The organism is Lysinibacillus sp. CD3-6, assembly GCF_006351725.2.
GTDB lineage: Bacteria > Bacillota > Bacilli > Bacillales_A > Planococcaceae > Lysinibacillus.
The window spans coordinates 4,415,905-4,439,397 of record NZ_CP085880.1; the positions used below are offsets into that span (position 1 = coordinate 4,415,905).

The 23,493-nt window shown below is 36.1% G+C and carries 23 protein-coding genes; 4 read left to right on the plus strand and 19 right to left on the minus strand.

Going from position 1 to position 23,493, the window contains the following annotated elements:
* Window positions 1-59 precede the first annotated feature (59 nt).
* From thrC to FH508_RS21870, 3 genes are read left to right on the plus strand one after another with little or no spacing between them, the layout of a single operon-like run.
* Window positions 60-1,112 (plus strand): threonine synthase, encoded by a 1,053-nt coding sequence (gene thrC, locus FH508_RS21860; RefSeq protein WP_173479386.1) that lies wholly within the window; start codon window positions 60-62, stop codon window positions 1,110-1,112.
* Entirely contained in the window at window positions 1,109-2,002 is an 894-nt protein-coding gene (gene thrB / locus FH508_RS21865; RefSeq protein WP_173479385.1) for a homoserine kinase, read from the plus strand. The genes thrC and thrB overlap by 4 nt, the downstream gene beginning before the upstream one ends.
* Before the next feature lie 51 nt (window positions 2,003-2,053).
* Window positions 2,054-2,719 carry a 2-hydroxy-3-keto-5-methylthiopentenyl-1-phosphate phosphatase gene (locus FH508_RS21870; protein WP_173479384.1) on the plus strand — a complete coding sequence of 222 codons (666 nt, stop codon included), beginning with the start codon at window positions 2,054-2,056 and terminating at the stop codon, window positions 2,717-2,719.
* Between the two features lie 54 nt (window positions 2,720-2,773).
* On the opposite strand, the gene zupT is transcribed toward FH508_RS21870, so the two are convergent.
* From zupT to FH508_RS21905, 8 genes are all read right to left on the minus strand, one after another.
* Complete coding sequence (zupT, locus tag FH508_RS21875; RefSeq protein WP_173479383.1) at window positions 2,774-3,583, minus strand: zinc transporter ZupT; 810 nt, start codon at window positions 3,581-3,583, stop codon at window positions 2,774-2,776.
* A gap of 175 nt (window positions 3,584-3,758) precedes the next feature.
* Complete coding sequence (locus FH508_RS21880) at window positions 3,759-4,373, minus strand: phosphatase PAP2 family protein (protein ID WP_217270343.1); 615 nt, start codon at window positions 4,371-4,373, stop codon at window positions 3,759-3,761.
* Window positions 4,374-4,459: 86 nt separating this feature from the next.
* Complete coding sequence (locus FH508_RS24005; RefSeq protein ID WP_255639593.1) at window positions 4,460-4,594, minus strand: hypothetical protein; 135 nt, start codon at window positions 4,592-4,594, stop codon at window positions 4,460-4,462.
* Window positions 4,595-4,631: 37 nt separating this feature from the next.
* Window positions 4,632-5,531, minus strand: coding sequence for a hypothetical protein (locus FH508_RS21885; protein WP_173479382.1), 900 nt, complete (start codon window positions 5,529-5,531; stop codon window positions 4,632-4,634).
* 416 nt (window positions 5,532-5,947) lie between these two features.
* Entirely contained in the window at window positions 5,948-6,562 is a 615-nt protein-coding gene (locus FH508_RS21890; protein ID WP_228134530.1) for a response regulator, read from the minus strand.
* The gene (locus FH508_RS21895) at window positions 6,546-8,813 is read right to left on the minus strand and encodes a sensor histidine kinase (RefSeq protein WP_173479418.1); all 2,268 of its coding nucleotides are present in this window, start codon (window positions 8,811-8,813) and stop codon (window positions 6,546-6,548) included. Before FH508_RS21895 ends, FH508_RS21890 begins: the two co-directional genes overlap by 17 nt.
* A 23-nt stretch (window positions 8,814-8,836) precedes the next feature.
* Window positions 8,837-8,995 (minus strand): competence pheromone ComX, encoded by a 159-nt coding sequence (gene comX, locus FH508_RS21900; RefSeq protein WP_139860011.1) that lies wholly within the window; start codon window positions 8,993-8,995, stop codon window positions 8,837-8,839.
* Between the two features lie 12 nt (window positions 8,996-9,007).
* Entirely contained in the window at window positions 9,008-9,910 is a 903-nt protein-coding gene (locus FH508_RS21905; RefSeq protein WP_139860009.1) for a polyprenyl synthetase family protein, read from the minus strand.
* Window positions 9,911-10,282: 372 nt separating this feature from the next.
* Between FH508_RS21905 and FH508_RS21910 the strand changes: the two genes are divergently transcribed.
* Window positions 10,283-10,921, plus strand: a complete 639-nt coding sequence (locus tag FH508_RS21910) for a hypothetical protein (protein WP_139860008.1) — start codon at window positions 10,283-10,285, stop codon at window positions 10,919-10,921.
* Window positions 10,922-11,210: 289 nt separating this feature from the next.
* On the opposite strand, the gene FH508_RS21915 is transcribed toward FH508_RS21910, so the two are convergent.
* The 11 genes from FH508_RS21915 to hflX form a co-directional block, all read right to left on the minus strand.
* The gene (locus tag FH508_RS21915) at window positions 11,211-11,525 is read right to left on the minus strand and encodes an antibiotic biosynthesis monooxygenase family protein (protein ID WP_139860006.1); all 315 of its coding nucleotides are present in this window, start codon (window positions 11,523-11,525) and stop codon (window positions 11,211-11,213) included.
* 1 nt (window position 11,526) lies between these two features.
* Window positions 11,527-12,534: a siderophore ABC transporter substrate-binding protein gene (locus FH508_RS21920; RefSeq protein WP_139860004.1), complete on the minus strand. Its 1,008-nt coding sequence runs from the start codon at window positions 12,532-12,534 to the stop codon at window positions 11,527-11,529.
* Window positions 12,535-12,590: 56 nt separating this feature from the next.
* Window positions 12,591-13,352 carry an iron ABC transporter ATP-binding protein gene (locus FH508_RS21925; protein ID WP_173479380.1) on the minus strand — a complete coding sequence of 254 codons (762 nt, stop codon included), beginning with the start codon at window positions 13,350-13,352 and terminating at the stop codon, window positions 12,591-12,593.
* Entirely contained in the window at window positions 13,349-14,302 is a 954-nt protein-coding gene (locus tag FH508_RS21930; RefSeq protein WP_173479379.1) for an iron chelate uptake ABC transporter family permease subunit, read from the minus strand. Before FH508_RS21930 ends, FH508_RS21925 begins: the two co-directional genes overlap by 4 nt.
* Entirely contained in the window at window positions 14,295-15,245 is a 951-nt protein-coding gene (locus tag FH508_RS21935; protein WP_173479378.1) for an ABC transporter permease, read from the minus strand. Before FH508_RS21935 ends, FH508_RS21930 begins: the two co-directional genes overlap by 8 nt.
* A gap of 283 nt (window positions 15,246-15,528) precedes the next feature.
* Window positions 15,529-16,584, minus strand: coding sequence for a YkvI family membrane protein (locus FH508_RS21940; RefSeq protein ID WP_173479377.1), 1,056 nt, complete (start codon window positions 16,582-16,584; stop codon window positions 15,529-15,531).
* 66 nt (window positions 16,585-16,650) lie between these two features.
* Entirely contained in the window at window positions 16,651-17,760 is a 1,110-nt protein-coding gene (gene menC, locus FH508_RS21945; protein WP_173479376.1) for an o-succinylbenzoate synthase, read from the minus strand.
* Window positions 17,761-17,781: 21 nt separating this feature from the next.
* Window positions 17,782-18,606, minus strand: coding sequence for a GNAT family N-acetyltransferase (locus tag FH508_RS21950; RefSeq protein WP_173479375.1), 825 nt, complete (start codon window positions 18,604-18,606; stop codon window positions 17,782-17,784).
* 15 nt (window positions 18,607-18,621) lie between these two features.
* Window positions 18,622-19,749: a M20 peptidase aminoacylase family protein gene (locus FH508_RS21955; RefSeq protein WP_173479374.1), complete on the minus strand. Its 1,128-nt coding sequence runs from the start codon at window positions 19,747-19,749 to the stop codon at window positions 18,622-18,624.
* Window positions 19,750-20,121: 372 nt separating this feature from the next.
* Entirely contained in the window at window positions 20,122-21,609 is a 1,488-nt protein-coding gene (locus FH508_RS21960) for a peptide MFS transporter (RefSeq protein WP_173479373.1), read from the minus strand.
* A gap of 385 nt (window positions 21,610-21,994) precedes the next feature.
* Window positions 21,995-23,281: a GTPase HflX gene (gene hflX / locus FH508_RS21965; RefSeq protein WP_173479372.1), complete on the minus strand. Its 1,287-nt coding sequence runs from the start codon at window positions 23,279-23,281 to the stop codon at window positions 21,995-21,997.
* Between the last annotated feature and the right edge of the window lie 212 nt (window positions 23,282-23,493).

Sequence of the window (23,493 nt, forward strand, 5' to 3'; positions counted from 1 at the left end):
ATGTCTCTTATACAAAAACAACTGTTCTTTCTATAAGAACAAAAGGAGATCGTTACGTTATGTGGAAAGGCCTTATTGAAGAATATAAACAATTTTTACCCGTAACAGAAAATACACCCGCTCTAACATTAAACGAAGGCAATACGCCTCTTATACATTTAGTTAATCTATCAAAACAGCTTGGTATCGAGCTTTATGGTAAAATAGAAGGCGCAAATCCGACTGGTTCTTTTAAAGACCGTGGTATGGTATTTGCGGTAGCAAAGGCTATTGAGGATGGTAGTAAATGTGTAATTTGTGCCTCAACAGGGAATACATCAGCAGCAGCTGCAGCTTACGCAACACGCGCAGGTATTCAATCGATTGTCGTTATTCCTAAAGGGAAAGTTGCCCTTGGTAAACTAGCACAAGCGACAATGTATGGTGCAAAAATTATTGAAATCGATGGCAATTTTGATGATGCTTTAAATATTGTGCGCCAAGTTAGCGAAACAACACCAGTAGCACTTGTCAATTCGGTTAACCCATACCGTATCGAAGGGCAAAAAACAGCTTCTTTTGAAATTGTAGATGCTTTAGGTTCTGCTCCCGACTATTTATGCATTCCAGTTGGAAACGCAGGTAACATTACTGCTTACTGGAAAGGCTTTAAAGAATATAACGATGTGAAAGCTTCAGGTTTACCAAAAATGTTCGGCTTTGAAGCGGAAGGCGCCGCAGCTATTGTTAAAGGCGAAGCAATTCCTAACCCCGAAACAGTGGCAACAGCTATCCGTATTGGTAATCCTGCTAGCTGGCAATTTGCTGAAGCAGCACGTGATGAGTCTGGCGGCATTATTGATTCTGTAACAGATGAGGAAATTATTGCAGCATACAAGCTAATCGCTGGAACTGAAGGGATCTTTGTTGAGCCTGGTTCAGCTGCATCATTAGCAGGTGTAATTAAATCTGTTGAAAATGGTAAAATTGCTAAAGGCTCAAAAGTCGTGACAGTATTTACTGGTAACGGCTTAAAAGATCCAGATACTGCTATGAACGTTTCAACAGTGGACGTCGTATCTCTTAAAAATGATGAAGAAGAAATTCGTAAATATATCGAGGGCGTACTATGAGTAAAAAGTGGCAAATCACCGTTCCTGGGAGCACAGCCAATTTAGGCCCTGGCTTTGATTCTATCGGACTCGGCTTGTCTCTTTATTTAAAATTAGATGTTTCCCTACAGGATAGTTGGGAGATCATACATCTCGATGACAACGGTCCTAGTGAATTTGAGCTAGAACAACATTTACTATATATTATCGCCAAAAAAATTGCGGATCAGTATAATAAACCATTACCTGCTTGCCGAGTTGAAATGGCAAGTGAACTACCATTAGCCCGTGGTTTAGGTAGTAGCGCCGCTGTCATTGTAGCGGGTATTGAGCTAGCCAACCAATTATGTGATTTAAAGTTAACTATACAGGATAAGCTAAATTTATCTTCTCAAATTGAAGGGCATCCTGATAATGCAACTGCCTCAGTACTCGGTGGCTTGACGATTTCCTCAATGGATGACAACGGAGTAGTCGATACATTCCATGTAAATGATATTAACGCTTCTTTTGTTGTGTACGTACCGAATGTTGAGCTAAAGACAAGTGAGTCTCGCTCCGTATTACCAAAGCAATTTGAGCGAGCATATGCAGTACATGCTTCTGCTAATGCTAATATGCTGGCAGCATCTTTAATGACACGTGATTTTAAACGTGCAGGAAGCTACATGGAAGCGGATTTGTTCCATGAACCATTCCGTTCAACATTAATCCCACAATATGCTGAAATACGTGAAGCTGCAAAAGTACATGGTGCATACGGTACAGCATTAAGTGGAGCAGGTCCGACACTCATTTCCATTATTCCAACTTCGATTGCTGATGACTTTGTTACAACAATGCAAACGAAATTCCCAGAACATCAAATCATCTTAACGCAGGCCGATGAACATGGTGTACAAGTAAAATAAATTAGAACGTCTACTTCAAAGTAGACGTTTTTTCTTGAAGGAGGAAGTACTTTGAAACCAATTATTTTCTGCGATTTTGATGGTACTATTACAGAAACAGATAATATCGTCTCCCTTATGACGCATTTCGTCCCTGAACAATCGGAGAAAATTGCAAAGGCAATGATGGCTCAAACAATAAGCTTCAAAGACGGTATTACTGCGATGTTTGAGCTTTTATCGACTAGCCAAAAGGATGATATCATTCAATATTTAATGGAGACCGCCGTTATCCGTGAGGGCTTTAGCGAGTTTGTTCGCTATGCGCAGGAGCACGATATACCTTTTTACATTGTTAGTGGCGGAGTAGATTTTTTCATTCAACCACTGCTTGAAAGATTTGGCCCATTTTCGGGAATCTATTGTAATAATGCAGACTTCTCTGGAGAGCAAATTACGGTTGTCTATCCACATAGCTGTGATGAACATTGTGCAAAATTTTCAACCCAAAGTTGTGGCTGTTGCAAACCAACCGTCATGCGAGAAATGGCACAGCCCGATCAATTTAAAATCGTGATTGGCGACTCTATTTCCGATTTCGAAGCTGCTAAACAAGCAGATTTAGTATTAGCTAGGGAGCAATTAATTGACCGCTGTAATGATTTACATATTCCCTATAAGCCTTTTAACACCTTTTATGACTGCTTAGAGACAGTTAAAGAATTAATAAAGGCATAATAAAAGGAATCTAGTCTTATCGACTAGATTCCTTTTTCAGTAGCTAATTAAGATTTACGCTAATAATACTAAACTAATAGCCATCACTGCCATTCCACCAACTAAACCATACATTGATAAATGTGTTTCATCGTACCTCTGTGCGGCTGGTAATAGCTCATCTAATGATATAAACACCATAATTCCTGCAACTCCAGCAAATACAATACCGAACATAACGTCTGATAAAAACGGCATTAATAGTAAATAAGCTACTAGCGCCCCAACAGGCTCTGCTAACCCTGATAAAAAGGATAGTTTAAATGCTTTTCTACGATTTCCTGTAGCAAAATAAATAGGAACCGAGACAGCAATTCCTTCAGGAATATTATGAATGGCTACAGCAATTGCAATCGCAATGCCGACATTAGGGTCATTCATAGCGGACATAAAGGTTGCTATACCTTCAGGAAAATTATGAATTCCTATTGCAAGTGCAGTGAATACGCCCATTTTCATTAAATGACTTTCATCTACCTGTGGTTTTACAGCATTCACATCTTCAACAAGCTTTACTTCATGAGGGTTCGTCGATTTCGGAATAAACTTATCAATTAAAGCTATAAATAACATTCCGCCAAAGAAACCCGCTATCGTCATCCAATAACCATTCGTTGGACCTAAGGCATTGGTTAATGCATCCTTTGCTTTCACAAAAATTTCAACAAGTGACACATAAATCATAACTCCCGCTGAGAAACCAAGAGCTATTGATAAAAATTTAGTATTTGTTCTTGAGGTAAAAAATGCAATTAAACTACCTACTCCTGTTGCAAGCCCTGCAAATAGGGTTAACCCTAAAGCAAATAAAATTTGTCCTTCCAATTCCTTCTTCCTTTTCTCTTTTTTTTATTGTACTCATCTTAGCTTAAAAGTTTCCTATAAGCAATTCTTTTTTGTTAGGAAAATATTTATTAAATCTAATTTTTCAGAATCATTCGGGTGCCTGGCACTAAAAAGAGCAGTACCATAAAGTTAGGTGCTGCTCACTTGAGTATTACTATTTAATATTGTTCTTATTAAATACGCGCTTACGTCGTTCATACCAAAAAACACAAATGATAAACCAGGTGTATCCTATACACCAGCCTGCAAGCACATCGGAGGCAAAATGGCGCGCACCTGCTACTCGTGAAAGACCAATAAGAATTGTTAGCACAATTGCGCCTATCCAAAGCTGTATTTGACGTGCCTTTGTATTATTTTCAGATAATAAATAAGCAACCGTAAATAAATACAGTATGCCTGTCATAGCATGTCCAGATGGAAAACTGAACGATGTCAATTGATCTTCTATTTCAGGGCGAGAACGTTGCACCCACTTTTTTAACATTTGGTTTAATACGTTCCCTACTGCAAATGTTAATACGACAAATAACATGCCACGGTAATTTTTCGCGATCCATGCTAAATAGATAATTAATATAATCGCAACCCAAACGACAAATTTTGGCTCACCAATATAATGAAAAAACTCTATATACCGATTGCCAAATAATATTTCCGCCACTTTTTTATCGAAATTTAAAATCACGTCACTCTCGTATGTTAAGCGGAACGCAAAAAATATAATTAGAGTTAAAATCGCTAAAGGAAATGACCATTTTTTTATCAAAATTTCACCTCAAAGCTCATTCATGCAATGTTTTTTCACATCATACCATACTTAGGTGAACTTGAGGGAAATATACGATATCTGTCTTATAGCATAAAAATATACTTAATTATATTCGCTAATATAATGGATTCTTCATTCGTTTTATTAAAGTAATTTGAAAGTGCTAACGCAACGATAAATAAAATTGCAATGATAGGTAGTATTTTTCTAAACAACATTAACACTCCCTCACCTTTTATTATTCTATAGTTCAAACTATTTCAATAACACAGGGTCGAATAACCAATCTTTCGGTCCAAAGTTTCGATCCTTTTCCCCTCTCACTTCTCGAGAAATACGATTATTAATAATTAAATCTCTGAACTTTCTACTGAATATTGTTTTTCTGTAAAGATAGCTTCCATCATGACTCCATTCTGAAGAATAGAAAACATCTCCATTTAAATTCATAATATCCTTGCCATCATAAATATCAGGTCCTAGAATTACCCCATTTAACCCACATTTGCAAGGTGGCTGCTCAGTTGCAAAATACAATTTTATTCTTTCTGCATTACTTGCAGGTAGCATTTGAGTTGGGATGATTTGATATGCAGGTTGCTTCTCTACTTCCGACCCGCTGTGAATTACTTCTAGAAGTTCATAGCCTTCCATATTTGCTTGTTTCATTAAAGCTACTAATTCTTCGGAGGCTACCCAGTATCCGCTTACGTGGACTAAATGACGGCCTTTCATTTGAGAAGTATCAATAACTAACGGTGAAAGTTGCTCTTTTTCCATAAGCCCACAATGCTTACAATATGTACTTATTGAAAATAAAGTGCCTCTATCATCTAAAAACATTTCTGGCGAGTTGCCAGTCGAGTTTAACGTAAATAATGGAGTTTGTTCGTATTCGCTATTTGAAAAATCAAAATAGAAACGTTCCCCAATAGAAACAATACCTAGCTCATGTTCCAATGATTTATATAATGCTGCCACCTGCTCATACGTCACATCTTCATTTAAAGTAAAAATAGGATTAAAAGATGCCTTCAAATTTCTTCTTCTGATTTCAGGCGCACCTACATAAATACCGTAGCGATTATAAACTTTAATGACTTGATCTTGGTTAGATTCATCTATAGAGATTAAATTTTCAAGTTCTACTTTCAAATTATACGCCTACCTTTATTAAAGTTTTTTCGTGAGTATGCTGTCTAGCTAGTAACATGCTAAAAAATCTATGATATTAAACTGCTTATATAAACGATATATTCTTAAACTATTACTCACTTTGGAAAAAATTACTTAACTATGATTAATCTAAGCGTACCAGTACTTATACCACCATTTCAATGTTGGGTTTACGCCATTTTTTTGGCGGTCTTCACTAGTTTTTTTGGCGTGATTTGGCGGTCATGAAAAAAACACCGCCAAAAAATGGCGGTGTTTCTTAAGATATATAGGTATTTAGTTGTGCAAACTAAATAATTTTTCCTGATTAATAATATATTGTCTTTACATTACATAAATACTATCCTTTTATAGAAAAATATAACAATTAATATTTATACTAACATATAAAGAGGCTATAGTAAATTCATTCGTTCAGCAAGATTTACTGCCTCTGTTCGGGAATCTACATTTAGCAAAGAAAACAGCTGTGTTAAATATCTTTCAGTAGTTCGTTGAGGAATGTTTAACTCTATCGCTATAGCCTTATTTGTATGCCCTTCAGCAATCAATCGTAAAATTTTCTTTTCTTTTTCATTTAAATGAATATCGAGCTTAGCATCTTGTATTTTAAATCGATTATCTAGGAAATCTAAGAAATTTTTCGGCAAAACAATTTCTCCATTTGCAATGGCACGAACTGTCCGTAAAATCTGCTCTTTAGAGGCCGTTTTGGCTAAAATCCCCTCTATTTTCCTTTCTAAAATTAGTGGATAATAATCTGTAATGTCATCCCCTGTATAAAGGATTATCGAAGCATCTATTTGCATAGCTTTAATATTTCTCGCTAAATGAATGCCATTTTCTAAAGGCATATTGATATCAATTAGATAAATATCATATGGCTTGTCCTTAATTTTTGGTATTACAGAAGTTGCATCACTCTCTGTATCAACTAAAATGTCTTCATTATCTTTAAATAAATTTTTCGTTCCCTCTAACACAATAGGATGATCATCCACTATGAGCATTGTTATCAAGTGTGTCACTTCCTTCTTTTACTGTAATTCTAATAGACATCCCTTCATTAACTTGAGTATCAATGTAAAATTGTCCATCAAAGGCTTTTACACGCTCTTGCATACCTCGGATTCCCATCGAATCAGCGACAATAATATCATTCACATTACATCCTACTCCATCGTCCTTATAAATGACTTCAAAACCATTGTCCATTTCCTTGAGATGAATTTCAACTGTTGTCGCATAGGAATGTTTCAAAGCATTATTGAGTAATTCTTGAAATAGACGATAGATCATTAAATTCATTCGTTCATCTTCTAAATAAAGGCGATCTATTGTATAAATTAACAGAAAGTTAGCTCTTTCCGTTACTTTTCGTATGAGCTTTTCTAAAGCAGCATTTAGCCCTAATGTATCTAATAGTGGGGGCTTTAAGTTTTCGCAATAAGCTCTTAAATCATGTAGCGATGAAACCATTTGTGTATGAATCTTTACTAGTTTTTGTTGGATTTCTGTAGTATCTTTTGCATTTATTAAAACATCAACTTCTCGAGCAATATGGAGTTGCTCTTGTAAATTAGTATCATGTAATTCTTGAGCTAGTTGATATTTCTCCTCTTCAAACCTAAGCCATAATAGCTTATTTAGCCAAGGTAATTGACTTTCATCTGCTTGCTTCATATGCTTTAGTTCCTCTAACAATTCTTCCACCATTTTTGTATTTTCAATAAAGTTATTTACGTATAACAGGAGCAATTCGAGCCATAAAAGCTCTTCATCTTTTAAATGAATTGAATTGTTATGCCCCAATACTAAGGCTCTTTTGTAATGAGCATCTTGATGGAGGAAAGCTAGATAGACTTTGTCAATTTTCCGTATTTCTCCTAATTTTAAATCTTCCATTAGCATAGGATTTATCGGAATCTTTCCCTCAACCATTGAAGTAAATTGATTTGTGTCATAGTCATAGGTCAATACAAATACATGCTCAAGCTCTAGGTGCAGCGAAACTTCCTGGGCAAACTTTTCTAGAAGCTCGTCTAATTTAATTGTTTTACCGATTCTATCTACAGCCGTATATAACTGATGTATATAGTCCCCTTTAGTCGAAAACAAAATTTTGCGTTTGCGATAATCTACCTTTTCTTTTATGTAGAAAAGAACAATTAACGATAAAAAAGTAAACAATGAAACACCCGACATTATCGTCATCGTTAAAAATTTGCCAGCAATCCAATACAAACCAAAAGTAAACCATGCAGTAAAAATTACAGAAAATATGACATAGTAACGAAGCCTTGTAATATGATATTCAATGTCAAATAATCGTTCCGCTAGTTGTGTAAAAATAAAGCTAAATGGAATAAATAATAAAAATAAAGCACTGATTTCAGCGGAAAGTACGGGATGATGAAATAAAATATTCGGAAGTGCATACAGAAACAAGAATGGAAGAAATGGAATCATTACACTATTCAATAAAATTTTTAACTGGGGTGATTTAAATTTAAAATAGCTAAACAATAAAATAATAAGTATTAAAATAAGTAAAACTAAAAAAACGCCTAAAACAACGTACGAAAGAAGGTTGTGCAAATTGTTATTAATAATACCAATATAGCTAAGTAACATCGCAAAGATAGGCAATAGATAAAACAATTTAATATTATTAAAAAGTAACCAATTGGCATTTAAAAATGAATAATAGTTTCTTAAAAAATGTAAAAGTAATACTAAACATAACAACATACTACCTCGATTGACCATAATGCCCACGATATCGAGACTACCAGATGCTCCTATACTCACATATGCCATGGAAACTGTTAGCATAAATAAAATAAGCAATCTTAAAAGTGAAGTGTTTTTTTGTTTATAATGCAAATAACAAACAACAAATAATGTAAGGAAATAATAACAGGCAGGGATAAGCAATATATAGTAAAACCGTTCAGTAAAATCTAAACCAGTAGGAGTAATATGAATTTTTTCCCCGTTAGACTTTAATATTGTTAATGAATTTGCAGCCCTAATTGTAAAATCATACTTTATATAAGAAATGTCGTCTATTTGAACATTATCAACTTTTAAAACGATGTCCCCTGCAGAGATTTTCTGCCCATCCACTAATTGATCATGTGAATGCTCTATTACCCAATTTCCATTTTCCTCGATCAAATCTATACCCAAATAAGGCTTGCTATAAGGAACATATAGCAGGTAGAAACCTAGCAATACGTAAACACTTATAGCAAGCATAAACCATTTTTGATTATATAAATTTAATTCCAAATAGGGTCTCTTAAGCATAGTACATCTTCGAATGAGTCAAGTATTGCCTGCTGTTCAATTGCTGAAACACCTATTAATGCAACTTTTTGTTCTTTTAACAGTGGTACTAGTGCTGGGTTCTCTTCTAGATACTGAATTACATTAATCATAAAAATCTCTCCTCATTTCATTAGTTTTATTAGGTATTCTTTACCTAACTTGTTTATAGCAACTTTTTCAAGATTATTCAATGCTTTTATTTTATAGAGATTTTTAATTGCAACTGCATAACGTATTGCACCGCTATTTGTCAACTCATGTTCTGTAACAATATTATCCAAAAATGTAACTATATCTTTATTATAATAGTTTATCACTGATTTTGATACACTATTTTTTTGTGCCATTAGATAAATAATTGGTAATGAATACTTTCTATTTAATAGATCATTTTTAGGTCCCCAAGTTTTTAAATCTATAATATCGTTTTTTATTTGTTGGATAATACCTATGTATTTCCCGTACTCCTCAATTTCAGCAGTCACCATCCCTTTTGCAAGTGCCTCCCCAATGACGCAACTCATTGCTGTAAGTGACCCTGATTTTTGGTCAATCATTTGTAAGTAGGATTGTTCATCTCGACAAGCATTCAGTACATCTAACTGCTGACCATTAATGCTACGTAACGCATATTGTTCCAGTAGACGAATGGCTATACCTTTATGTTCAAATGATGTCTCATGTATAGCTCTCGATGACATGACGAGTAAGGCAAGTGCTGCATTTAAAGAAAGTTCAGGTGTTTTGCTCCAAATATAGTCCGTATCTTTATCCTGCAAATCATCAATAATATCATAGGATAAAATTAGAAGTTCAATAGCCGCAGCAACTATATATATCTCTTCATTTAAAGAATCAACAAATGCTTCATAATGCCAATAGCATAGTTTTCCAAATGCATAACCCATCTCTTTTTTTTCTGCTTTAAAACTTTTAAGCATTGACTTTATTTCATCACCGAGCATCGAATTATTTTCAATCAGACTGTCTAACGATTCATTAATACGTACATCTATATCACCCAATAGTCCTCTACTCCCTTAAACGTATCGATAAATATTATACATATTAATGGGAATTAATTCTATCTTTTATAAGTTAAATGAATCACTCTATTTTCTATTTATTACCATTAACTATTCATAAATACCGCCAAAAAATGGCGGTATTTATATAAAGCACGCCAGTTTTTTGCTAGGAAATAATAAAAAACTGGCGGTGTCATTAGAGAGACCGCCAGTTTTTGGCGTTAACTGACCATTGAAATGGCGTCCTGACTAGTGTTACGCTTATGATAAGTAAAAATCATGCGTATTGTATGTGACTCAATTTGCAATTTGAGTGTATGATATTTTAATTATTTATATAATATTCTCTAACATTAAGAGGTGATTGAAATGACGAATGGAGTAAATGACTACGTGTTAATACTTACAGAAACTTTTTCCTGTACAATTTCTGTCTCTGCAGAGGAAATTACTATAAAGAAGCCTTCGAATGAACAACAAACTATTGAACAATTGATTATTCAAGCTGAACAGCGAGCATATCAAGAAGCTTTAGTGGAGTATAAACATAAGTCTTCTATTTCTAACTTCATTTGTAATATCCCTGGATTTGAAGATACTTTTCAGCAAAAACTAGACACGTATATGGCGCAACACGACATTGTAAAAGTACCCGAAAAAGATTTGCCATTACTTTCTTTAGTGAGCCCTTTTACATCTAGTTTGAATATTAATACACCAATGCTCTATAAAACTACTCAGTACTGCATTGTTTATGCTAGAGGAACGCAGAGTGGTCAAAATAGTAGTAATGCCGCTAAAATAAGCAGCTTTGCAGGCTCACCAAATGATTTGAAAAACAATAATCAACATCTCTCTTCCAACATATCCAATTCAGTCACAGAGGCCTTTGACGCCTATCATTACTACCCAACTAATATTTCTGGACTATTCATTAATAATGGCGGTATTTCCTTCAACATTAACTCAGCATTTAATATTTGGAGCAAGGCTACTATCAAACATTAAACAGACGTTTCGTTTGCGCTGCTTCCTAAGCTTCGTCGTTCAAATATAATTGCCTCAATATTCAACTTCTATGTGTGGCGAGGTGTGACGTAGTAACAAAAGCCCCTTGCCATTTATCCATTCACCTCTACCTTCTTACAATCCAACAAAAATACATAAACTTCTAATCATTTGACTAGCTCCTCAGTGAGCTTAATTGTTCACACCTTGTTGTATAATGGTTGTTTATATAAAAAGACATAAAAAAAAGAGGTGTCACAATTGACTTGTGAGACACCTCTAGTTTTTATTAAGCTTTTACATAGTAAACATCTTGACCGCTTTCAATAATATAATCAGGTTTAGGCTTACCAGCATTTGCTTTATGACCTGCAATATGCTCAGGGCTCTTCTCCCAATTTTTCCACGCCTCTTCTGATTCCCAACGAACCATAATTAGCACTTCTTCATCTCCGCGGCGAACTTTTTTTACAAGCACTTGCTTATCAATATAACCTGGTTGTTGTTCAAGTAATGAAGGACCATCTTTTTTAGCTCCAAATCGTTCAACAACCTTATCAGCGTTACCCTCAGTTACGACCATACGTTTAATTTGTACAAACATATTAGTTAAACGCCTTTAAAATATCATCAGCTTTAGCAGTTTCTGATTGTAAACCGCCACCTGATAGGTACCAATATTCTGGATCTAAGTAGTAAACTTTACCGTTTTTAGCAGCGTTAGTTGCACCAACGATTTCGTTTTCAATAGCAGCTTTTGTACCAGACTCGCCTTCAGGGTTAACAGCAGCGTCACGGTCAACTACAAATAAAATATCTGGGTTTGTATCACGTACATATTCGAATGAAGCGTTAGCACCGTGTGTAGAAGCTTCGATTTTATCATCAGCAGCTTTTACGCCAAATACATCATGAATTACACCAAAACGTGAACCAGGACCGTATGCAGATAATGAACCTTCATTACCTAAAACGATTAATGCTTTATCTTCAGATGAAGCAGTTTTTGCTTTAAGATCTTCTACTTTTGCTTCGTATGCAGCGAACGCATCAGCAGCTTCTTTTTCTTTACCGAAAATTTTACCAGCTAATTCAGTGTTTGTTTTAAACGATTCCATAAAATTATTGTTATCTACACCAACGAATACAGTTGGAGCAATTTTTGATAATTCTGAGTAAGCAGAAGCTTGACGACCTGAGATGAAAATGATGTCTGGGCTCATAGAAGAGATTGCTTCAAAATCTGGCTCTTTTAAAGACCCAACATTTACGTAAGTTGTGTCAGCATATTTGCTTAAATAACTTGGTACTGATTTTTGTGAAACACCTGCAACTTCAACGCCTAAAGCATCTAAAGTATCTAGGAAACCATAGTCAAATACGACAATATTTTTTGGTTGCTCTTTTAGTGTTACATCTTCAAATGTATTTTCACCAGATGTACTACCTGGGATTGTGATTGGGTAAGCAGAAGCAGCTTCATTTTGCTCTTCAGCAGGTTTATTATCTGTTGAACCTTTATCATCTTCTTTTGATTCTTCTTTAGAACCACAAGCAGCTAATACTAAAAGCATCATTGCCATTAATACCGTAAGTAATTTCCAATTTTTCATTGTGAAATCTCCTTTTTGTTTTTATATTTTTAGATAGTGATGACTATCTATTGTTACTAAGAGTTAAAATACACACAAATGCGGCAACCATTTTGCTCTTGCACAGGGATATCCATATCATAGATTTCCTTTAACGCATCTGAGTTAATAATGTCATTAGTCGGACCGTCTTTTACAACACGTCCATCTTTTAAAGCGACGATATGATCAGAATATACGGATGCAAAGTTAATATCATGTAAAACAATGACAACCGTTTTTCCTAGCTCATCCACCAACTTACGCAAAATTTTCATGATTTGCACAGAATGCTTCATGTCTAAATTATTAAGTGGTTCGTCTAGCAAAATGTAATCGGTGTCTTGCGCAATGACCATTGCAATAAATGCCCGTTGACGCTGACCACCTGATAATTCATCTAAATAATTATGCTGAATGTCAACTAAATTCATATAGTGAATTGCTTCATCTACTTTTTGCTCGTCCTCTGGTTTTAAATTTCCTTTTGAATAAGGAAAGCGACCAAATGAAACGAGTTCACGAATTGTTAGACGCACATTCATGTAGTTTGACTGTTTTAAAATCGAAACGCGCTTTGCAAAGTCATCAGATTTCCAGCGACGCACATCTGACTTATCGAGTAATACTTCACCAGTGTCTGCATTAAGTAAACGGCTTACCATTGAAAGCAGTGTTGATTTACCTGCACCATTCGGTCCAATAAAGGACGTAATTTTACCTGGCGCAACGTCTACACTAACATCTTGAATGACAGGCTTTTTCCCAAAAAACTTAGAAATTTCTTTTACTTGGATCATCCTGCTGACCTACTTTCCTTCAATAATAGGTAGATAAAGTACACACCACCTACAAAGTTGATAATAACGCTTAGTGTTGTATCGAATTTAAATATTCGCTCGACCATCCACTGACCACCGACTAAAGCAACAATACTCATTACACAAGAACCTGCAATTAATACAGAGTGCTTGTACGTCTTGAAAAACTGATACGATAAATTTGCTACGATTAAGCCAAAGAATGTAATTGGCCCAACAAGAGCTGTAGATACTGCGATTAATATCGAAGATAATATGAGCATGCGTTGTACAAGTTTATCATAAGGTACCCCAAGGTTTATTGCTGTATCGCGACCAAGTGACATTACATCTAGTTGACTCATATGACGCCAACCATAAATAAATGTACCTACAATAACAAGACCTGCTAACCATACTAAATCTGAATTTACATTATTAAAGCTTGCAAACATTTTACTTTGTAAGCTCAGAAACTCATTAGGATCAATTAAAACTTGGAAGAAAGTTGTGACACTTCCTAAAAATGTCCCGACAATCATACCGACAAGCAGCAGGAAGTAAATCGGACGTTTACCTTCTTTGAACAATACTCGATAAAATATTAATGCGAAAATGACCATTGCTGAAACAGCTAGCAAAAAATTATAATGTGCGTTAATAACAAATATAGACATCGAGCCAAAGAAGAAGTAAATAATCGTTTGGACCATCATGTACAAAGCATCAAGCCCCATAACACTTGGCGTTAAAATACGATTATGCGTAATTGTTTGGAAAACCACTGTCGAATACGCAATGGCAATTCCCGTTAGTGCCATCGCCACCACTTTAATGAGGCGACGTGGGAATGCATAGCTATAGTTCCCATTTAATTCATAAAAGACGTACAGTAACATAGCAGCTACTGCTAGTCCGATTAATATCAACATTTTCGTACGGTTACGCATATGCTCTCCCCCTAAATAACATAATTAGAAAGATTGCACTTCCGATGACGCCGACCGTCATACTTATCGGAATTTCATAAGGGAAAATTAACACGCGCCCTATAATATCACAGAATAATAGGAACGACATACCGAGTAAAGCCGTGTGCGGTAATGTCTTTGCAAGGTTATCCCCTTTGAACAGCGATATAATATTTGGAATAATTAAACCTAGAAACGGAATCACACCTACTGTTAGTACCACCGTAGTTGTCACTAGAGCTACTAACACTAAACCTAAATTCACAACGAATTTGTAGGAAAGACCAAGGTTTTTTGCAAAATCCTCACCCATTCCAGCCACTGTGAAACGGTTTGCATAAATGTAAGCCATTATTAGAACAGGTACACTTATGTATAAAAGCTCATAACGACCTTTCATTATCAATGAGAAATCTCCTTGTAACCATGCAGAAATGTTTTGGATAATATCAGCCTTATACGCAAAGAACGTCGTAATAGAAGATAGGATATTTCCGAACATTAAGCCTATAAGCGGTATAAAAATCGCATCTTTGAACTTTATTCGATTTAATATTTGCATAAACATTAACGTGCCGGCTAAAGCAAATATGAAAGCGAAGGAAATTTTTTGAAAGTACGTGACATTTGTAAAAAACATCATTGAAATTAGAACACCTAATTTCGTAGCATCTAAAGTTCCTGCTGTCGTTGGTGACACGAACTTATTCCTACTTAAGCTTTGCATAATTAAACCAGCAATACTCATACCTGCACCTGCCAGCAAAATTGCCACCAGTCTTGGTATACGACTAATTAAGAATAGTCTAGTTTCTTCTGATCCGAAGTCCAATAAGTCACTTGGCTTAATATTTACTACACCAATGAATAGTGACACAATAGACAACACAACAGTTGCTGTTAAAAGATATCTTATTTTCATTGTAATCCCCGGTAGATTCATTATTGAGTGTAATTAATAATCAGCTGAAAATGATTATCATTACTCACGATTCTCATTATAAGCATCTTTTTATTATCAGTCAACCTCCTATTGAGAATTGTTCTCGCTTTATTTGGAAATACTTAAAAACTATGTTTTTTCAACAAAAACACCGCTAAATTGAGATATTTCTCATTCAAACATGTTGCTCTTTCCCCTCAGAAATTTATTCATAAAAAAAGGGTAATTGAGAATGACACAGTTGCCCTTCTCAATCACCTCATTAAGCTACTCTTCTTATTCCTCGTAGCCATGCAAAAATTATCGACGCTACTAAAATAAAGCCTAAATAGCCCATTACCGAATATAATTTTGATACAAGTGTTGTAAAGCCCACTTGGCTCGCAAAAAAGCCTAGAATGCCCATGCAAATGACAGCGACCTTAAAGCTAGGCTTTGTCGGTTTAAAAAATCGCACCGAAAACGAATAAAACATACCTACCGCTGTATTATAAATCATCCCCAATAAAGAAAATGACATTAATAAACCTACTATTGGATGAATTTCATTAGCTAATGCGAGCATGGGAATATCCAATCCAACAATAACGTTCATTTTAGCGAGAAGGGAAAAATGAATAATTAAAATGAGCGCGCCTAACATTAGTCCTCCGATAATGCCACCTATGCCTGCAATTCGCTCATTTCGTATAGCGCCACACATCACCGTGAGAAGCGAAAAACAAACGCCGATATTAAAAGACATATAGAGCAAAGCTGTTACCCACCAGCTTTTTGATGATGTTGGTAATTGTTGTTCTGCTATCACTGCTTGCTCTGCAAATGTTAGATCCATCGTAGCTATGGAATAGACCGCAATAATTGTAACAACAGCTAACAAATAAGGCGTCGCAATGGCTATTATATTAATAATACTTTTTACATTCATCATAACTGTCATCATAGTGAGGACAATCATACAAATGCTCCCTAGCCATACGGGTAGTCCAAACATTTGCTCGAAAGTAGCACCCGCTCCAGCAAACATAATAACTGACACACCAAACAAAAAAAGTGATAGTACAAAGTCCATTAGAAAGCCGATAGTATTACCCGAAATTTGATATATCAAATCCTTATGAGATGTTGTCCGCAACCGTGAACTAATTTGTGCTATACACATTCCCACAAAGGCAAACCAGAGTGTCGCTAAAAGAGCGCCTAATATCCCCTTATTGCCATAACTCGTAAAATACTGGATGATTTCTTGCCCTGATGCAAACCCCGCACCGACGATTATTCCTACATAAGCACCGCCGATTTGCAAGCTCTTTTTCAATCACTTCTCTCCTCGACTATTTATCTGACAAACAGATGGAGAAAAGGCAGCCTCCATCGCTTAAAGCTATTCCTTATAAACTTTCTTGCTCATTGTTAATTTATCAATAACTGCCATATTTAGCTCATAGCCTATACCAACACTTGTAGGCACATGAATAACGCCATCTTCTACCATAACCTCAGGCACTATAATATCCTCATACCAATAATGACTCGAACCTGCTGTATCACCAGGTAATATGAAATTGGAGAGTGCAGTTAATGCTATATTATGCGCTCGTCCGATTCCCGCTTCCAACATGCCTCCACACCAGACAGGAATGGCATGCTCCTGACAATAGTCATGAATCTTCTTAGCCTCTGTTAAACCACCTACACGACCAATTTTTATATTAATGACACCACAACTACCTAGCTCGATCGCTTTACGAGCATCTTCAAGTGATGTAATACTTTCATCTAAACATATTGGTGTTTGTAACTGCTTTTGCAGCTTGGCATGATCTATAATATCGTCAGCTGCAAGTGGTTGCTCAATCATTAAAAGGTTAAAGGCATCCAGCTGTTGTAACACTTCTATATCCTTTAATGTGTACGCAGAGTTTGCATCTGCCATCAATGGTAAATTAGGAAATGTAGCACGGATAGCACGGATAACTTCTACATCGTACCCAGGTTTTATTTTAACTTTTACTCGTTTATAACCCTTTTCTACATAGACCTTTATTAAATCAATCAGTTTTTCTGTGCTAGCTTGAATTCCTAAACTAATCCCTACATCAATAGTATCTTTGCTTCCACCTAAAGCATGGGCAAGGGACTGTTTCGTTTGCTGTGCATAAATGTCCCACACAGCCCCTTCAATAGAAGCTTTCGCCATGCAATTACGCCGAATAGGCGAAAACAAGGCACTAACCTCATCTGGGTGTGCAATCTCTTTATGTAGCAAGGTAGGCATTAAAAAGTCCTCTAACATATGCCAAGTTGTCTTTAATGTCTCCTCTGTGTACCACGGTGCTACAAAAGCAACTGTTTCTCCCCAACCAATCGTTCCTGACGCATCCTTCACCTCTAAAAGCAATAGCTCTTTTTCACTAACAGTACCAAAACTTGTTGTGAACGGAGCCTTCATCGGCATTTTTAAATGTCTTATTGTAATTTCTTCTATTCTCACAAAGTTCACTCCTTATCTCTATTATAAAGCCAATAAAGAGCGTCTGACTAACAGATAAAAGTGTATATATTCTTTTTGCTTTTTTACTCGAACAATGGCATATTCTTGGGCAAAGAAGGTAGTTAAAATTGTACGAATCTTATAACGCCAGTCCTCAGCTAATTTCGGACTTTCCACCTTCATCTTTTGTAAATACTGTGGAATAGGAACTAAATAAGCGTCCTTATAAAATTTTTGGTTACTTTGAAATTCACTATCTTGATCGAGCACAGGTAATCCATCAACCGTCAATGACCATGATACAACTTGCTCTGCCGCTTCTTCTAGCTCATCCAAGCTATCATTTGCATGATTACGCTCAACCCACCATTCTACCGCAATCCGATCAGAGGGCAGTCCATTATTAAAATCATCTTGTAACGGTCCATAATAATCTATTTCATACTGATTGCTATATGCATCCAGCTTTAAAAATGATAAATTTGCTAAACGCGCTTCTAATGGATCAAATAGCCAACGAACTAGCTGAAAACCATTTTCTCGAGCATATTCTTGCTGAGCATGCTTCAACAACTCTCCTACACCTTGTTCACGATATGTTTTTTCGACGCCAATCATGTGTGAGTGTAGATACATTTTTTCTTCCCGGTAACCTACAAAGCAGTAATTAAAACCAATTAGTCGACCTTCCAAATATGCCCCAAGCAATAATCCACCATTTTGAACAGCCGCTAGCATTTGATGTGAGGGAATTGCCTGACTCCCCCAGATTTCAACATTTAAGAATTGCACCTCAGCAATTTCCTCAGGTGTCATCATTTTTCTAATAGAAACGTTTTCTAACATTATCTGATGCCTCCTCTATGTTTCGAGTTCTAATGCTCCTAATACAGCGTTTGTAAGAATCTCAACTCCAGTTACAAGTCTTGCCTGCTTAAATTTCATTTTTGGATGGTGTAATCCAGGTGTTAATCCGCAACCTAGTCCAAGCATTGTCGATTTTAAATGCGGACGTTGAACGGCATAATGGTGGAAATCCTCTCCGCCTGGTGTATGCACAGGCTTTCGTAAATTAGATAGCCCCGCTGCCTTAACAATGGCTTGCTCCATCATATATTGAGCAGTTGTGTCTACCTCTGCTGCCACAATATTAGCAACTGTACGCAACTCAATTTGCACTTTATGCAAAATTTTCGAAGAATCAATAACACGTTTCACACCTTGAGCAAGTGTATCCATTACATCATTTCGTTGTGCTCTTATATCAATCGTGAAGGCTGCTTTACCTGGAATAATATTACCTGACTCACCTCCAGCTTGAAATTTTGTCATCTTAACGGATACAGGCACCATGGGATCTGTATGTATGGTGCGTAAATCTTCGATAATTGTTGCACCTACCTCAATTGCATTCACACCAAGGTGTGGTCTTGCCGCATGTGCATCCTCACCGATAATTTCGCCTTCGAGTAAACGAGAGGCACCATGGTACAAAGCTGCACAATATGTGCCGTCCTCAAGCTCGTGTACTGGTCTTAAATGGACTCCAAATAAAAAATCCAAGTCATCAATAATGCCCTCTTTTAGAACCGCTAATGCACCTGTTCCTTTTTCTTCAGCTGGTTGGAAAATAACACGAATTGTGCCTTTGTATGATTGAGACTGCTCTTTCAGAAGTAAAAGAGCTCCGATTGCCATTGTCATATGTCCATCATGTCCACAAGAATGATTTGCTCTAAACTCACCATCTACTTCTTGCCATAATGCATCTATATCCGTCCGTAAACCTACCTTTGGGTTTCCATCACCAATATCAACATACAGCCCTGTGCAATTTTTAAAGCGTTGGGGTGAAAATCCTTCACGCGTCAACAAATCAAATATATAATTTGTTGTTTCTACCTCTTGCCAGCTTATTTCTGGATTCGCATGTAAATACGTGAATATCTCCATTAATCGTGGCCTCAAACGATCCAATGCTTCTTTCATGACAACCAACCCCTTAAAATTGTTACTAGTAAGATTATTATAACGAAAAACAGCTCTATTCTACAGAAAATTAAATTATCTTCTAGCTAATAGACTACACAAGAGACAAAAAAGGTGCAGGGACATTACTCTAAAATTTTAAAAGCAGGGCAAAGGTGTATGTAATAATAATAGTTGGTGGTAGCGGAGGCGGTGACTCCTGCGGGAACGCACGCAGCGTAAGACGCAACAAGCCGCGCGTTAGCGAGGGTTGCGGCTTACGTGTGTGCCCGCGGAAAGCACCGCCGTAGCGGACATCAACGGCATAGCAAAAAAAGTGTTAGATTGACCGCAGTCAATCTAACACTTTTTTCTTTTCTCTAGCCTCTTTAACTAATTAATACCACGCATCGCTTTAGAAATAATAGGTGAAAGTACTAATAAGAGTATGCCGATAACAATCGACAATGTTCCTAAGAATCCGAAATATGTGAATTCGCTTACAACTTCATATACCTTTACAAGCTGTGCGTTAATTGCTTGAGCCGCAGCACTCGTTAAAAACCAAAGTGACATGGTTTGTGCAGCAAAAGCTTGTGGCGCTAATTTCGTTGTTGCAGATAGACCTACTGGAGACAATAATAATTCCCCAACTACTACTAAGAAGAATGATAATACTAACCACAATGGACTAACTAAAGCTTGTCCACCTGAAAGATGTGCTGGAATCATCATTACTAAAAATGATAGTCCTGCAAAAAATAGTGAATAAGAAAACTTACGTGGTGTTGATGGTTGCTTATCGCCCCATTTTAACCATAGCATCGCAAATAATGGAGACATGGTAATAACGAATAATGGGTTAAGCGATTGGAACCAAGACGATTCAAGATGGAAACCACCAATATTTAATTGTGTACGCTCATCTGCATACGTTGCTAAAATTGTTGCACCTTGTTCTTGAATAGCCCAAAACATAACCGCGGCTAAAAACAACGGAATGTATGCAAGTAGACGAGATTTCTCATCTTTTGTAGTTTTCTTACTACGATACATATAAATAAAGAACACTGTTGGTATTATCACACCAAGTGCTGTAATAATTAAGCTAAAGACATCCATTGTTAGTACACCAGTTTTAATACCAATGCCACCTAAAACGATAATGACTAATGCTATAATACCGAATTGCGTAAAGACTTTTTTACGTTCTTCAGGTTTTAACGGGTTATTTACTTGTAAGCCCGCTAGACCTAAATATTTTTTCTCAGTTACTTTAAAAACAATTAATCCAACTAGCATACCAACTGCTGCTAAACTGAAGCCTAAATGGAAACTATACTTTTGTCCAATTGTTCCGACAATAAACGGCGCAATGAATGCACCCATATTAATACCCATATAGAAAATCGAGAATCCTGCATCACGACGACTATCTGTTTCAGCATAAATATCTCCTACAATACTTGAGACATTCGGTTTTAATAAACCAGTACCGATAACAATAAACGCCATTGAAGCAAATAACATTGTCACACCGCCAGGGAATGCTAGCAGTAAGTGACCGATCATAATTAACACGCCACCATAAAAAATCGTTTTACGTGTCCCTAAAAGTCGATCGGCAATCCAGCCTCCAATAATACCCGACATATAAACAAGCGATCCATATATAGCCATAATTGAATTCGCTGTTCCGCGATCAAGACCTAATCCACCTTCATTTAATTCATAATACATGAAGAAGATTAGAATCGCTCGCATACCGTAGTATGAAAAACGCTCCCAGAATTCTGTGAAAAATAATGTAAAGAGCCCTTTAGGGTGTCCGACAAATCCTTTTTGAGGGACGGATTTTACAATTTCATCTTTAGTAGACATACAATATCCTCTCCCACTTTCATTATTCATTTAAATATTGTTCCCCATTGATAAGGATAAAAAACTATGTTTCATCATACTAAAGCGTTTTTATTACTTTCGCAAGAGTTTTAAAAAATGTTGAAAATTTGTCATTTTTCTTTATATTCAGACTGATTAGTTAATATTTTATTAAATATATTGAAATATCTACGTTTTCCCACTCTTCCCTCTCCTCTAATAAATTGTATTTAAATTTAATGTTTGAAAATAATAAATATTAGGTTTTTTATATTTTTTTACAAATAAAAAAATCAACAGCCATAATTGCTGTTGATTTTTCTACACACCCAATTTAGATTACAATCACATTGCAATACTAATTTGCGTATGAATTATTTAATTGCTATTTCACAACAAAATGTTGATATTTTGCGTAATCAGCTTCTTTTGCTTCAAGCTTTAATAATGTGCCATTTTCTTCATATGCCGTTTCGTAAATAGTTGCATTTTCATTTAAATAAGACACTATATTGCCCTGCTCATATGGAATAAGCATTTTACATGTCACATAATCAGAAAAAATGTGTTGGCGTATAATTTGTAATAGTTCATCTAATCCAGTACCCTGCTTTGCAGAAATCCATATATTATCCCCACTAATGACTGGGTACGGAACATTTGCTAAGTCTGCTTTGTTATAGACATATATAGTAGGGATTCCCTCAACGCCAACTGCCTTTAATGTTTCATTTGTAACATCCATCATAAAACCATGCTCTTGATTTGAAACATCCACAACATGAAGCAATAGATCAGCATCACGTGCTTCTTCTAGTGTTGAGCGAAACGCCTTTACTAAGTGATGTGGTAATTTACTTACAAAGCCTACTGTATCAGTTAATAAAAATGACTTCTTATCATGTAATTCAATATAACGGACGGACGTTTCAAGCGTCGCAAACAGCATATCCTTCTCAAATACTTGCTTATGATCTTCTTGTCCAATTTTAGCTAGCAGTTGGTTCATGATAGTTGACTTACCAGCATTCGTATACCCTACAATGGACACAACTGGAACTGCATTTTTCCGACGTTGTTTTCGTTGTGTCTCTCGCTGCTCCTTCACTTGCTCCAGCTCTTTTTTTATTTTTGAAATCTGATCTTCAATTTTACGGCGATCTAGTTCCAGTTTCGTTTCACCAGCTCCACGGTTTTTAAAACCGCCTCCAGTACCACCACCTTGTCGACTTAGCGAAGCGTGCAAGCCGACTAACCGTGGAAGCATATATAGAAGTTGCGCTAACTCTACCTGCATTTGCGCCTCACGTGTTTTTGCACGACGACCAAAAATATCTAAAATTAACATCGTTCGATCGATTACTTTCGTTTCTAAATCACGCTCTAAATTTCGGATTTGTGAAGGTGATAATTCATCATTAAAAATAACAAGATTCCCTTGTGCTTCTTCATAAAAGCTTTTTATCTCTTCGATTTTACCCGTACCAACATAATGTGAAGGTGTGACACGCTCTAAATTTTGTGTCACTACGCCTACGACTTCTACATTCAATGCTTCGGCTAAATTTGTTAACTCTTCCATAGAATATTCAAAATGCTTATCATTGCGTAAATTAACCCCAACAAGAATAGCCTTTTCTAGCAAAACATCTACTTCTTTCAATTTTTCCACTCACAATCCTCCCACCAACGCCTTGGTGACGCTACAGCAAATTTTCTTCATCTTACCATATAATGCCCGAACCTGTGTCTTTTAGTCGTGTTTCTTTCATGACACCAAAGCGCTATTATTTAACAAAATTACTTAGCGTTGAATTTTAATGATTAAAAAATAAATACGCCCTAAAGTTGGGCGTATTCGAACTGTAGATAAAACTTTTTATT